The organism is Rhizobium phaseoli (assembly GCF_001664385.1).
GTDB lineage: Bacteria > Pseudomonadota > Alphaproteobacteria > Rhizobiales > Rhizobiaceae > Rhizobium > Rhizobium phaseoli.
This window is the reverse complement of the sequence record NZ_CP013532.1, coordinates 2,930,247-2,943,758: the sequence shown is the minus strand read 5'-3', so window position 1 is coordinate 2,943,758 and position 13,512 is coordinate 2,930,247. Positions and strand designations below refer to the sequence as shown.

The following is a 13,512-nucleotide window of genomic DNA, read 5'->3' as shown; positions in this document are numbered from 1 at the left end:
GAATGACACTCTTGCCGGGAGGAAGAGTCCCCCGCGCCCAAGGACTTGGGCGCGCTGGATCCCTGTGACGAGCACAGGGATGAGGGAGATTGGAGTGAGCGTTCTCGCCAAATTCCATGCCGACGCATCAGATAGCGCGCCGAATGCTTCATGATTGGCCCGGTTGGTTTAGTGACTAACCCATCACAAAATCCGTCTTCCGATAGCCCTGGATATAGAGCAGCGCCGTCAGGTCGGCGTGGTTGATGCGCATCTGCGCCTGGGCGGCGACCGTGGGTTTGGCGTGGAGGGCGACGCCGGAGCCGGCGAGCTGCAGCATGCCGAGATCATTGGCGCCATCGCCGACGGCGATCGCCTCCTTCGGCGAAATGCCGAGGCGTGCCGATATTTCGTTCAGTGCATCCACTTTCGCCTGCTTACCGAGGATCGGCTCGGCGACAAATCCGGAGAGGATGCCGCCATCGTCCAGCAAGGTGTTGGCGCGGTTCTCATCGAAGCCGAGCGTGGCGGCGATAGGGCCCGTAAAGACGGTGAAGCCGCCGGAGACGAGGGCGGTGTAATGGCCTTTCGACTTCATTGTGGCGATCAGCTCCGGGCCGCCCGGGGTGAGCGTGATACGCCGGGCGATGACTTCGTCGACGACCGAAATCGGCAGGCCTTTCAGCAGAGCGACGCGCTCGCGCAACGCCGGCTCGAAGGCGATCTCGCCGTTCATGGCGCGGGCGGTGATGGCGGCGACCTTCTCCTTCAGGCCGACTTCGGCCGCGAGTTCGTCGATGCATTCCTGGCCGATCATCGTCGAATCCATGTCGGCGATCAGCAGCTTCTTGCGGCGCGTCTCCTGCTCCTGGATGACCAGGTCGATCGCCGCGCCAGCGATGACGGCGAGAATATTGGCCTCCGCCGCCTGTGCATCCGTACCGTCACGCAGCGCGATATCGCAGGCGACGCCGTCGGCCAGCCAATAGAGACCGGAGGCTTCCACGGCCTCGGCCGCCTGTTCGGCGATACCAGGGGTCAGAACAGGATTTGACGGATTGGCAACAAGCGTGGCAACGAGGGCCATGATGGAAAACCTTCTGAGCGTAGAGAACGCGATCCTGATAACCGGGCCGACCGCCAGCGGCAAGTCCGCGCTCGCTGTCGAATTGGCCAAGCGCTATGGCGGCGCGGTCGTCAATGCCGATAGCATGCAGGTCTACGACACCTTGCGGGTACTGACGGCGCGCCCGTCGGAAGAGGAGATGCAAGGCGTGCCGCATCATCTCTACGGCCACGTGCCGGCAGGGGCCGCCTATTCCACCGGCGCCTGGCTGCGCGATGTCTCGGCGCTGTTGCCGGCACTGAAAGCCGCCGGGCAGCTGCCGGTCTTCGTCGGCGGCACCGGACTCTATTTCAAGGCTCTGACCGGCGGCCTTTCCGACATGCCGGAGATCCCTGAAGGTCTGCGGGAAGAACTCAGGATGCGGCTGGTTGCGGAGGGGCCGGAGGGGCTCCATGCCGAACTCGAAGCAATCGATCCTGCCATGTCGGCAAGCCTCAACCGCCAGGACGGGCAGCGCATTGTCCGGGCGCTGGAGGTGATCAAGGCGACGGGACGGTCGATCGCCGAATTTCATCGGCGGCTCGGGCCCGTGTTGATCGACGCCGATGAGGCGCGAAAGATCGTCGTTCTGCCGGACCGGGCGGTGCTGCATGCCCGCATCAATGGCCGTTTCGAAAAGATGCTGCAGCAGGGTGCCGAAAGCGAGGTGAGGGCGCTGCTTGCCCTTGGCCTGCCGGCCGTGGCGCCTGTCATGAAGGCGATCGGAGTTTCGCAGATCACGGCGATGCTGAAGGGCGAGATGACGCGCGAGGAAGTGCTTGAGAAGGGGGCTGCGGCGACACGGCAATACGCCAAGCGGCAAATGACCTGGTTCCGCAATCAGATGGACGAGAGCTGGGAGCGGCTGGCCCCATAGGGCGTAAGCCCGGGCTGCCCTTCAAGTCCAGTTACGTTCCGCACTCCTGCAGCAGTTTGGCGAGTTCGCCCACCGCCGCCTGCAACTGCTCCGGTGGAAAACCGCCGAAACCCAGCATCAGGCCAGGGCGCGCCTTCTGCGCGCCATACATGGGGGAGATCGCCCTTACTGCGAGGCCGGCCGAAAGGGCGCGCGCTGCCAGTCGCACATCGTCGGCGTCCTCGGGCAGCCATAGCAGGATGTGCATGCCCTGATCGCTCGGCTGAACATGGCACCCCGCCGGCAGAACCCGCTCGAGCGCCGCGAGCAGAACAGCGCGGCGTTCGGCATAAAGACCGCGAATGCGCCTGATATGCGCCTCGAAATAGCCTTCCCTGATATAGGCGGCCAGAACGTGCTGTTCTGATATCGGCGAATGCCGGTCAAGAATGGCGCGTGCGCCGGCGAAGGCTTCTGCGAGCGGCGCCGGCGCGATGACGTAACCGAGCCGCAACGACGGAAAGAGCACCTTGCTGAAAGTGCCGAGATAGATGACGCGCGACGGACGCAGCCCCTGCATGGAGGGGAAAGGATGTCCGGCATAACGCAGTTCGCTGTCGTAGTCGTCCTCCACGATCCAGGCTGGGTTCTGGTCGGCCCAGGCGACCAGAGCGTTGCGCCGCGCCATGCTGAGCGGCATGCCGACCGGATACTGGTGCGAAGGAGTGACGAATGCGGCGCGCGCTTCTGGACACAGTTCAAGGCCGCGTTCCACATTCATTCCTTGTGCATCGACCGGAATTCGATGCGTCCGTACGCCGAGATCGTCGAGCACCGCCGTCAGGCCGGGATAAGCGGGATCCTCGGCCCATACCGGGTCGTCATGCGACAGAAGAACCCGGCCAGCCATATAGAGACCCTGCTGCGTGCCTGACGTAACGATGACCTGCTCGGGCTCGCAATGAACGGCCCTTGCGCGGCGGACGTGGCCGGCGATGGCGATGCGCAGTTCGAGCACACCCATCGGATCATGGTAGCCCGACGGTGCGGCCTGCCTTGAGGCGCGCATTCGATTGCCGAGACGGCGCCAATTGTCGTCGGGCGCGATGCCGGAAGCGGGCACGGCAATAGCGAAGGGAACGGGCGGGTGAGGGGTCAGCGCACGGGCGATCGAGATCAGCCGTGCAGCCGGGGCAGGCAGGTCGATCGCCTTTGCGGCCGCCGGCGCGGGCGGTGGCGGCGGCAGTGCCGGCGCCATGTCCGTCAGGGCGGCAGCAACACGGGTTCCCGCGCCTACTCTCGCCTCGAGATAACCTTCGGCGGTTAACTGGTCGAAGGCTTCGACGACGGTGCCGCGGGCGATCTTCAAAGAGGCGGCAAGGCTACGCGTCGAAGGAAGGCGCTCGCCCGGCCGCAACTCGCCGCAGGCAATGGCGTTCCGCAGGGCCTGTGCAAGCCGACGGCCGACATGGGCCGTTCTGTCGATCCCATGGAGAGACGGAATTTCGATGGTCGCCCGCCGCTTCGACATTACAAAATGGTCCATGAAGATTCTTGAAAATGGCGCTTCATGATGAACCAATTTTAGAAGAGAAGGAAGGCCTCAGCGACTTCTGGAAAGCGGACATGCAGGATCTTCTCGTCGTCTATATCGCCTATATCGTCGCAGCCGGAAGCCCGGGACCAAGCAACATGGCGATCATGAATGTCGCGATGAGCCAAGGACGCCGACCGGCCCTGGCGCTTGCCGCCGGCGTGATAACGATGTCGACATGCTGGGGACTGATTGCCGTCACTGGCATTTCGACATTGCTCGTTGGCTATGCTCATGCCCTGTTATTCCTCAAGATCGCGGGCGGGCTTTACCTCCTCTGGCTCGCCTGGAGGGCGGCTCGCTCGGCGGCTGCCGCGGACGCGCCGGCACGCAAACTGGCGCGGCCGTCGACGGACTTGGGCGTGCTCTACCGCCGTGGGATCCTGATGCATCTCGGAAACCCCAAAGCGGTTCTGGCCTGGGTCGCGATCATGTCGCTCGGCCTCAAACCGGGCGCTTCGCCCGAGATGGCGGTGACGGCGTTCGGCGGCTGTGTGCTGTTCGGCATATCGATATTCGCCGGTTATGCCCTGCTGTTTTCGACAGCGCCGATGGTGCGCGGCTATGCCAGGGCGCGCCGCTGGATCGAGGCAAGCCTCGCGGTGTTCTTCGCGGGCGCCGGATCGCGCCTGCTGTTCTCAAACTGACGCTTTTTCAGGATCACATCATGTCTTGGGCTTCTCCATTTCATGGCCTTTCGGCCTTTCCGGCAACGCCTGCGAATATCGATGGCCGTGTCGACACCGAAGCCCTCGGCCGCCTTCTGGAACGCTTGTGCGAGGCGGGCGTCGCCTCTATCGGACTTCTCGGCAGCACCGGGATCTATGCTTACCTCACGCGCGAGGAGCGGTTGCGCGCCGTCAAGGCCGCGGCGGAATGCGTCGCCGGCCGTATTCCCCTCATCGTCGGGGCCGGGGCTCTCAGAACGGACCACGCCGTGGGTCTTGCCAGGGATGCCGAGGCGGCCGGTGCGGATGCTCTTCTGCTGGCGCCGGTCTCCTATACGCCGCTGACGCAGGAAGAAGCCTATGAGCATTTCCTGGCGGTCGCGAAGGCAACGAAGCTGCCGGTCTGTATCTACAACAATCCCGGCACGACCCATTTCACCTTCAGCCGGGAGCTTCTCCAGCGACTCTCCGATATCGAAACGATCAAGGCGGTGAAGATGCCGCTGCCTGTTGACGGCGATTTGCCAAGGGAACTTGCGGCCTTGCGGGAGAAGACCGATCTCGCGATCGGCTACAGCGGCGATTGGGGCGCGGCCGACGCGCTGCTTTCCGGCGCAGACGCCTGGTACAGCGTCATCGGCGGTTTGCTGCCGCGCACGGCTCTCGGCCTGACCAGGGCCGCCATGGCGGGGGATGTCGATGAGGCCCGCCGCCTCGACAAGCTGTTCGAACCCCTATGGCAAACCTTCAAGGCATTCGGAAGCATTCGCGTCGTTTACATGCTGCTCGAGCATCTCTCGCTCGCCCGGGCGGAGCTTCCGCGACCGCTTTTGCCGCTGAAATCAGCGGATCGTCAGCGTGTGCTCGATGTCGTCGAGCCGCTGATCGCCCTGGAGGGCGGTCAGAAGGCTCAATCCTTGTTGTAAAGGCTGCTCAGCGGCTTTTTCAAAATGCTTTCGCGCAGCGATGCGCCGGGTTCCCGGCGGGTGATGGCCGGTTGATCCGCCTGCGGCGCAGGCCGCGGAAAGATCGGTTCCTCGCGGCGCATCTCGCGGCGCAGTGCGTCGAGCCGAGGATCGACGGATGGAGGTGCGGCCGGGTCCAGCCGCGGCGTCTGCGGCAGCAGTTCGCGCCGGTAGGATTCGAGAGGCGCTGAAGCCGGCGGTGGCGAGGCCGGTGGAGGCGGGGCGTAGGGCTTGGCCTCGAGATGCTCGTCGGCGTCATTCTCCTCGTCGGAACCCGCCGTCGATGCGCCGAAGCTCTGCTGGAAGTTCGAAATGTCGGGCGCGACCGTCACCGCCCGCATGCGGGTGACGATCTTGCGCAGATCGACCGTATCCGGATCTTCCTCGCTGTGCTTGCTGTTGGCGCTGGCAGCCTTGGGGAGCAGATTTTCCTCGACTCGGGAAAAGCGCATGCGCATCGGCACGCTGATCGCCTCGCCGAAGGCGATCGCCTCGCCATTGCCGATCGACGAGATGAAGCTTGTCGTCGAGATCGACGAATTCGGGATGGCCGAGCGGATGATTTCCTGGTCGCGGTCGTTGGCCAGGCGCATGGCAAACAGCGTCGAGCACTGCGACAGGATCGTCTGGTCGAGCTCGCCCGGCCGCTGGGTAATGATCCCAAGCGAGACGCCGTATTTTCGGCCTTCCTTGGCGATGCGGGCGATTGCCTGACGTGTCGGCACGAAACCGAGGCTGGGATCGGAGGGGATGTAGCGGTGGGCTTCCTCGCAGACGACGAGCATGTGGATGGCGCCGTCGCTCCACAACGCCACCTCGAAGGCCATGCGGCAGAGCACGGAGGCGACCGAATTGACCACCTCGGAGGGAATGCCGGCAAGCTGGAAGGTGCAGATCGGCTTGCTGTCGCCGGGAATGCGGAATATCTGCGCGATGGTGTCGGTGATCGTATCGCTGATCGTATTGTTGGAAAACATGAAGTGATAGCGCGGATCGTTGATCGCAGCGATGAGGCGCATCTTCAGCGACCGCAGGGAAGGTTTCTCCGCGCGGCCCTCGAGGCGGCCAATGCGCTCGTCGATCAGGGCCAGGAGATCGGCCATGCGATAGGGAACCGGCGTGTCGGCGGTAATCGAGCTCTTTTCCGTCGTCCGGCGCACCAGCGAATTGTCGCTGCCGCGGAAGGCGCGCTTGGCCTCCGGCATGATATCGCGGAGCATGTCGAGCTCTTCGGGCACCGGCGGGCGGCCGCGAAAGACGACTTCGGCAAACTCCTCCAGCCGCATCAGCCAGAAGGGCAGGTCGAGCGTATCGGTATCGATGGTGACGGCGTGCTTCGGAAATGCGGCGGCGAATTCATTGTGCGGATCGAGGATCAGCACGCGCAGTTTCGGGTCGGCCGCGATCGCCTTGTGCAGCAGCAAAGAGACGGCCGTCGATTTGCCGACGCCGGTCGAGCCGACGACGGCGAAATGCTTGGAGAGCATCGAGGGGATGTGGATCGCCGCATCGATGCTTTCGTCCTGGGTCAGCTTGCCAATGACAGCGGTCGTGCCCGTTCCGGCATCATAGATGCGCATCAGGTCGGCGGCGCGGATGCGGTGGGCGATGGCGCCGAGATAGGGATAGCGCGAGATGCCGGTCGAAAATTCCTCGCGTCCGTTTTCGTCGACGCGGACTTCGCCGAGAAGCTCGGTCTCGATCTTGAAATTATTGTCTTCGCCTTCGCCCCAGGCATGGCTGCCGGTTTTCATGGAGTAGACGAGCGCAACGACGCGGTTGCGGCCGACGCTGATCGAGATCAGCTTGCCGACGGACCAGAGTTCGGTGAGATCGGTGCCGCCCTCGACGGCGACGGCGGCAATCGTCGCTCTCGATCCGCTGCATGCAACGACACGGCCGAGAAAGCGATTTCCCGGCGCATGGCCGTCGCGTCGATCGTGCTCGCCTGCCTTGTCAGACATGCGCAAGTCGTTGTTGAGCAAAGGCTACTCCCTGCGGTAGCGTTAAAGGATAAAGTCGATCCTTTAACAAATCCTTCATCCTATCGATTTTCAGGGGCGAAGGCGCCGGGCAGTTTTTTATTGCGGCATGCGTTGACGCTGCGAAATTTTCTGTCTATCACTTCCGGCCATGAAAATGGCAACGGCTCTTATCGTGGTGGGAAAGCGCATGGGCAGGATGGTGTAACCATCCGGCGACAGCCACCCATGCGCTAGATGACAGGCTCCTCCGGGGCCTTTTTTTGTGCCCGAATTTCGGGCTTCCGGCCACAAACGCAAATCCCAGCATCAAACGGAACAGACAGATGAGCACGGACAATCAGGCGGCAGGCAATCGGATGACGGGAGCGGAGATCGTTCTCAAGGCGCTGAAGGACAATGGCGTCGAACATATCTTCGGCTATCCCGGCGGCGCGGTTCTGCCGATCTATGACGAGATCTTCCAGCAGGACGATGTCAAGCACATCCTCGTGCGCCATGAGCAGGGGGCCGGCCATGCGGCTGAAGGTTACGCCCGCTCCACCGGCAAGGTCGGCGTCATGCTCGTCACCTCGGGTCCCGGCGCCACCAATGCGGTCACGCCGCTGCAGGATGCGCTGATGGATTCGATCCCGCTCGTCTGCCTGACCGGCCAGGTCCCGACCTCGCTGATCGGCTCCGACGCCTTCCAGGAATGCGATACCGTCGGCATCACCCGGCCCTGCACCAAGCACAACTGGCTGGTCAAGGACGTCAACGAGCTCGCCGCCATCATTCATGAGGCCTTCCGCATCGCCCAGTCCGGCCGTCCGGGTCCCGTTGTCGTCGATATTCCGAAGGACGTGCAGTTCGCGACCGGTACCTATACGCCGCCCGCCGATTACCCGATCCAGAAGAGCTACCAGCCGAAGATCCAGGGCGACCTCAATCAGATCCATGCGGCGATCGAGCTGATGGCGAATGCGCGCCGGCCGATCATCTATTCCGGCGGCGGCGTCGTCAATTCCGGCCCGGAAGCTTCCAAGCTGCTGCGCGAACTGGTCGACCTCACCGATTTCCCGATCACCTCGACGCTGATGGGCCTCGGCGCCTATCCGGCTTCGGGCAAGAACTGGCTGAAGATGCTCGGCATGCACGGCTCTTACGAGGCGAACATGGCGATGCATGACTGCGACGTCATGGTTTGCATCGGCGCCCGCTTCGACGATCGTATCACCGGCCGTCTCAACGCCTTCTCGCCGAACTCGAAGAAGATCCATATCGATATAGATCCGTCCTCGATCAACAAGAACGTCCGCGTCGATATCGGCATTCGCGGCGATGTCGGCCATGTGCTGGAAGACATGGTCCGCCTGTGGCGGGCGCTGCCGAAAAAGCCGGAGAAAAACCGCCTCGCGGATTGGTGGAGCGATATCGCTCGCTGGCGGGCGCGCAACTCCTTCGCCTATACGAAGAACAACGACGTGATCATGCCGCAATATGCGCTGGAGCGCCTCTATGCGCATACCAAGGACCGCGACACCTACATCACGACCGAGGTCGGCCAGCATCAGATGTGGGCAGCGCAGTTCTTCGGCTTCGAGCAGCCGAACCGGTGGATGACTTCGGGCGGCCTCGGCACGATGGGCTACGGCCTGCCGGCGGCCCTCGGCGTCCAGATCGCCCATCCCGAAAGCCTCGTCATCGATATCGCGGGCGACGCCTCGATCCAGATGTGCATCCAGGAAATGTCGACGGCCATCCAGTATGATGCGCCGATCAAGATCTTCATCATGAACAACCAGTACATGGGCATGGTGCGCCAGTGGCAGCAGCTCTTGCACGGCAACCGCCTGTCGCACTCCTATACCGAGGCAATGCCGGATTTCGTCAAGCTGGCGGAGGCCTACGGCGCGGTCGGCCTGCGCTGCGACAAGCCGGATGAGCTCGACGACGCCATCGTCGAGATGATCGAGGTCAAGAAGCCCGTCATCTTCGATTGCCGCGTCGCCAACCTCGCCAACTGCTTCCCGATGATCCCCTCGGGCAAGGCCCATAATGAAATGCTGCTGCCCGACGAAGCCACGGATGAAGCGGTCGCCAATGCGATCGACGCCAAAGGCCGTCAGCTCGTATAACGACAAGGTAGGAACCCAGGACCATGAACGCACATCTTCAGCCCACCGGCTCTGCCTACTTCATCTCGCCGGAAACGACGGCAATCGAGAGCCATACGCTTTCGGTGCTCGTCGACAATGAACCGGGCGTCCTTGCCCGCGTCATCGGCCTGTTCTCCGGCCGCGGCTACAACATCGAAAGCCTCACAGTCTCGGAGACCGAGCATCAGGCGCATCTTTCCCGCATCACCATCGTCACGCGCGGCACGCCGCACGTGCTGGAGCAGATCAAGGCGCAGCTTGATCGCATCGTGCCGGTTCATCGCGTCGTCGATCTGACGGTGCGCGCTCGCGAACTTGGCCAGGAACGGCCGATCGAGCGTGAAGTGGCGCTGGTCAAGGTGATCGGCGAGGGCGAGACGCGCGCCGAGACGCTGCGCCTTGCCGATGCCTTTCATGCCAAGGTGGTGGACGCGACGATTGATCACTTCATTCTGGAGATCACCGGCAAGTCCTCGAAGATCGACCAGTTCATCGCGATCATGAAGCCGCTCGGCCTCATCGAAGTCTGCCGCACTGGCATCGCCGCGATGAACCGCGGCGCGCAGGGGATGTGAGGCACAAGCTTCATCCCTTCCTCGGCGTCAGCCTCGGCCATGCGTGCCAGCCAAGGGCTGGCAAGGGACGGAGACGACGCGGCAAAGCTCTTCTCCCCGCTGGGAAGAAGGGGGAAGCGCGAGGTCGCGGCATATAGCTGATAGGCGTGGAGCAGTTCGAGCCGCTGGAGATCAAATCATCTCCAGCGGCTTTTTCCTTGCCGGCGGTGGGAAGGCGGCGTCGAGCGCCTGCCAGTCCTCGTCGGTGATGTCGAGCGAGACGCAGTCGCGGTTCTCAGCCACGCGATCGGCATTCGATGTCTTCGGGATGACGATGACGCCGTCGCGTTCGAGGAGGAAGGCGAGCGCCAGCTGGGCGGGCGTCGCCTGATAGGCCTTGGCGATGTGGATCAGTTCGGGATGGTGGAGGATGTGTCCCTGCTCGATCGGCGAATAGGCCATGACCGGGATTCCGCGGCTCTGGCACCAGGGCAGGAGATCATATTCGATGCCGCGGCGGGAGAGGTTGTAGAGCACCTGGTTGGCGGCGACGTTGGCGCCTTCGGGCACGGAGAGCAGCTCTTCCATGTCTTCGGTGTCGAAGTTGGAGACGCCCCAGGCGCCGATCTTGCCTGACGCTTTCAGCATTTCGAAGGCGGCAACGGTCTCGGCGAGCGGATGATTGCCGCGCCAGTGCAGAAGGTAGAGATCGATGCGGTCGGTGCTGAGCCGTTCGAGACTGTGCTCGCAGGCCTCGATCGTGCCTTTCAGGCTGGCGTTCCAGGGATAGACCTTGCTGACAAGGAAGACCTCGTCGCGCCGCCCCTTGATCGCCTGGCCGACGATCTGCTCGGCGCCGCCGTCGCCGTACATTTCGGCGGTGTCGATCAGCGTCATGCCGAGATCGATGCCGGCCTTGAGGCTCTCGATCTCTATCTTCGCATGGCCGGCATCCTCGCCCATGGCCCAGGTTCCCTGGCCGAGCGCCGGCACTTCCGTGCCGTTCGGGAATTTGACGGAGGGGATGGGGTCGTCTTGCATGATTTTTCCATTTTTCAGGAGATTGCGCCTAGTTCCTATCTTTCAAGTAATCCTGTCACCATGACAATGATGTAATGGCATCAAGAGTTTAGGGCAGTTATGCTGACCTAACTAAGAGAGGCCGCGGAAAAGAGCCGGTTTCGGGAGGTCGCATGCCGCTGGATACGTTTTTCGCTCTTGTTCTCTTCGCCTTCGCGACCTCGATCACGCCGGGGCCGAACAATATGATGCTCTTCGCCTCGGGGGTGAATTTCGGTTTCCGCAGGACGATCCCGCATATGTTCGGCATCGGCGCCGGTTTCTTTTCGCTGCTGATCGGCGTTGGTCTCGGGCTCGGGGCGCTGCTGCACACGCTGCCGCTGGTCTATACGGTGCTGAAGTTCGCCGGCGGCGCCTATCTCGTCTGGATCGCCTGGAAGATCGCCTCCTCGCGTTCGCTGAGCGAAGGCAGCAACAGTGCCGCGCCGATGTCCTTCGTCTCGGCGGCGGCCTTCCAGTGGGTCAACCCGAAAGCCTGGGTGATGGCGGTCACGGCGATGGCGACCTACACCAATCCAGAACTTTATCTCGCCAGCGTGCTGATCGTCGGCCTGGCTTTCGCGGTGGTCAACGTGCCGAGCGTCTCGACCTGGGCGGGCTTCGGCTCGGCGCTGAGAGACTGGCTTTCCGATCCGGTGCGGCTGAAGTGGTTCAACATCACCATGGCGGTGCTTCTCGTGGCGAGCCTCTGGCCGATGCTAAAATAATGTGATCGACGGTTTCGTTAGCATCAGCCAGAAAATGCCGATGACGGCTGAGAAGGCCGGAAAGCCGAAAGCGAACCAGACGCGGTACAGTCTGAAATAGGCGGGCGGCAGGGCGCTCGCCGATGCCGCCGCAGTGCGGGCGAGATCGCGCAGGCGAATCTGGATCCAGACGACCGGCAGCCAGAAGACGCCGGTGACGACGTAAAGCAGCAGCGACAGCGAAATCCAGCCTTCCGTCAGGTCCCAGCCGATCGATCGGGCGAGGAGATAACCGGTCACCGGCTGGAAGATTGCGGCCGTTGCGGTGAAGACCGTATCGGCGATGACGACGGTTCCGGCGACATGGGCGATCAGAACCGCGTCGCCCGTGCGATGCGCCATCACCATGAAGAAGGCGATGCCGGCGCCGGTGCCGAAGAGCACGGTCGCGCCGATGACATGGGCAAGCAGCAGCAATTGCTCGAGCATCAGCGTTCATCCAGTGTGGCAAGCGCCGTCAGCGTCAGCACGATCGACGGCAGCACCTTGACGAGGGGCCCGAGCGGATCGAGCCAGAGCGCCGGTTCAAGAAGTGTGCCACCGGTCAGATAGGCCAATGAGACGGCGAGCATGCCGAGAAGGGCGCGTTTGGCGAGCGGGCGAACAAGCACTGCGGCGCCGAGCGCCATGTCGACGAGGCAGGTCGTAAGCGTCAGCGCCGTTGAAGCTGCTTCAGGCATGAAGGGCAGGAAGTGCGCGGCGGCCCTCTCTACCGAAAGCAGCGGGATCAGCCCGGAAAGCAGCCAGAAGGCCGACAGGCCTGCGATGACGAGCGGTTTCAGGAGATAGAGCCGGGCAAACCAGAGATCCTGGACGCCGGAGGGATTGGCCGCGAGAGTTGCCGCAGCGGATGTCGCGACGAGCCCGCTTTCTCTTTTCGCACTTCGTATGCCCTCCGACATAACGGTCATCGCCGTCGAACGCAGCGGCGAACGCCAGCCGAGCCGGCCAGCCATATCGGCAAGCCAGGTCACTGGTTTCGTAAGCGAGGGAGCGAGGGAAAAGACGCGAGCGGGCGGCAGCCCGAGCCATTGCCGGTGTAGGCGCACGAGATCGGCAAGCGTCAGGGCTTCGTCGGCGGCAAGAACGATATCACCGCGGAGCTCACCTGCGACCGCCCAAGACACGGCTTGCGCTACATCATCCACCGACAGCGTTTCGACCGGGCTTTCGGCGTGGACAAGCGGCAGCGCCAGGGGAAAGGCGGCAAGCGCTCTCAGCAGCGACGAGCCGCCATGGGCATTGCGGCCGAGAACGAGGGCAGGGCGCAGGATGAGATGGGGCAGGTCGCTTGCTACCAGCGCCTCGTCGGCTAGGCGCTTGGTGGAAAGGAAGGGCAGATCGGCCGCCGCCCCGGTGGTCCGCGCCGATATCTGCACGATCAGAGGCCGCGACCGCTTGGCGGCGGCATAGAGCGCCAGCATCGCATCCGCCTGGGTCGCCGAGAGATCGTCCGAGAGCCCATCCTGCAGGGCGCCGGCGCAATTGACGATGGCATGCCGATCCTTGAGGAGATCCTCCCAGTCCTCAGGCTTCGTCATCTGGGCAAGATCGGCGCGCCGCCAGTCGATCGCCGGCTGTTTGAGTCGCGACTTCGCGGGATTGCGGCCAAGCCCGGTCACGGCATGGCCGTCCGCAACGAGCCGGGCCGCGACGACGGAGCTTATGAAGCCGGTTGCGCCGAGAATCAGGATGTTCATGGCGGGAGATTAGCGGAAAAGTTTGATTGGGATAGAAGGGCTTGGCGGGGTTGTGGTGTATGGTAGAAAGAAGGGAGACGGTTTTACCGACCTGCTTTGAATTGAGGCGAGAGGTTGCCACGACTCCGCTTCTCCCCGGCGGGGA

At 63.1% G+C, this 13,512-nt stretch carries 12 protein-coding genes; 6 read left to right on the top strand and 6 right to left on the bottom strand.

The genetic code is table 11. The features are described 5' to 3' along the window. Nucleotides 1–175 precede the first annotated feature (175 nt). Complete coding sequence (gene serB / locus AMC88_RS14310; RefSeq protein WP_012484456.1) at nt 176–1,066, bottom strand: phosphoserine phosphatase SerB; 891 nt, start codon at nt 1,064–1,066, stop codon at nt 176–178. Between serB and miaA the strand changes: the two genes are divergently transcribed. After that, nucleotides 1,065–1,961 carry a tRNA (adenosine(37)-N6)-dimethylallyltransferase MiaA gene (gene miaA / locus AMC88_RS14305; RefSeq protein ID WP_170960077.1) on the top strand — a complete coding sequence of 299 codons (897 nt, stop codon included), beginning with the start codon at nt 1,065–1,067 and terminating at the stop codon, nt 1,959–1,961. The two genes, serB and miaA, sit on opposite strands and share 2 nt — an antisense overlap. A gap of 31 nt (nt 1,962–1,992) precedes the next feature. Here miaA and pdxR read toward each other — a convergent pair whose 3' ends face one another. After that, nucleotides 1,993–3,471, bottom strand: a complete 1,479-nt coding sequence (gene pdxR, locus AMC88_RS14300; protein ID WP_185185230.1) for a MocR-like pyridoxine biosynthesis transcription factor PdxR — start codon at nt 3,469–3,471, stop codon at nt 1,993–1,995. Nucleotides 3,472–3,566: 95 nt separating this feature from the next. On the opposite strand from pdxR, the gene AMC88_RS14295 reads away from it, so the two are divergent. Together AMC88_RS14295 and AMC88_RS14290 are read left to right on the top strand one after the other, a co-directional pair. Next, nucleotides 3,567–4,181 carry a LysE family translocator gene (locus AMC88_RS14295; RefSeq protein ID WP_012484454.1) on the top strand — a complete coding sequence of 205 codons (615 nt, stop codon included), beginning with the start codon at nt 3,567–3,569 and terminating at the stop codon, nt 4,179–4,181. A gap of 20 nt (nt 4,182–4,201) precedes the next feature. Further along, nucleotides 4,202–5,128, top strand: a complete 927-nt coding sequence (locus tag AMC88_RS14290) for a dihydrodipicolinate synthase family protein (RefSeq protein WP_012484453.1) — start codon at nt 4,202–4,204, stop codon at nt 5,126–5,128. Here AMC88_RS14290 and AMC88_RS14285 read toward each other — a convergent pair. After that, nucleotides 5,113–7,152: an ATP-binding protein gene (locus AMC88_RS14285; protein WP_041683698.1), complete on the bottom strand. Its 2,040-nt coding sequence runs from the start codon at nt 7,150–7,152 to the stop codon at nt 5,113–5,115. The genes AMC88_RS14290 and AMC88_RS14285 overlap by 16 nt on opposite strands. A 323-nt stretch (nt 7,153–7,475) precedes the next feature. Here AMC88_RS14285 and AMC88_RS14280 point away from each other — a divergent pair, with 323 nt between their 5' ends. Next, nucleotides 7,476–9,266, top strand: a complete 1,791-nt coding sequence (locus tag AMC88_RS14280; RefSeq protein WP_016733560.1) for an acetolactate synthase 3 large subunit — start codon at nt 7,476–7,478, stop codon at nt 9,264–9,266. A gap of 23 nt (nt 9,267–9,289) precedes the next feature. Beyond that, nucleotides 9,290–9,862 (top strand): acetolactate synthase small subunit, encoded by a 573-nt coding sequence (gene ilvN, locus AMC88_RS14275; protein ID WP_004677216.1) that lies wholly within the window; start codon nt 9,290–9,292, stop codon nt 9,860–9,862. A 171-nt stretch (nt 9,863–10,033) separates the two neighbouring features. Here the strand turns inward: ilvN and AMC88_RS14270 are convergent, their stop codons facing one another. Continuing rightward, nucleotides 10,034–10,882 (bottom strand): aldo/keto reductase, encoded by an 849-nt coding sequence (locus AMC88_RS14270; protein ID WP_012484449.1) that lies wholly within the window; start codon nt 10,880–10,882, stop codon nt 10,034–10,036. A gap of 152 nt (nt 10,883–11,034) precedes the next feature. On the opposite strand from AMC88_RS14270, the gene AMC88_RS14265 reads away from it, so the two are divergent. Continuing rightward, nucleotides 11,035–11,628: a LysE family translocator gene (locus AMC88_RS14265; RefSeq protein ID WP_012484448.1), complete on the top strand. Its 594-nt coding sequence runs from the start codon at nt 11,035–11,037 to the stop codon at nt 11,626–11,628. Here the strand turns inward: AMC88_RS14265 and AMC88_RS14260 are convergent. Both AMC88_RS14260 and AMC88_RS14255 read right to left on the bottom strand, forming a co-directional pair. Further along, nucleotides 11,620–12,096: a DUF2269 family protein gene (locus tag AMC88_RS14260; RefSeq protein ID WP_012484447.1), complete on the bottom strand. Its 477-nt coding sequence runs from the start codon at nt 12,094–12,096 to the stop codon at nt 11,620–11,622. The genes AMC88_RS14265 and AMC88_RS14260 overlap by 9 nt on opposite strands. Continuing rightward, nucleotides 12,096–13,367, bottom strand: coding sequence for an SDR family oxidoreductase (locus AMC88_RS14255; protein WP_064825462.1), 1,272 nt, complete (start codon nt 13,365–13,367; stop codon nt 12,096–12,098). The genes AMC88_RS14260 and AMC88_RS14255 overlap by 1 nt, the downstream gene beginning before the upstream one ends. Nucleotides 13,368–13,512 lie beyond the last annotated feature (145 nt).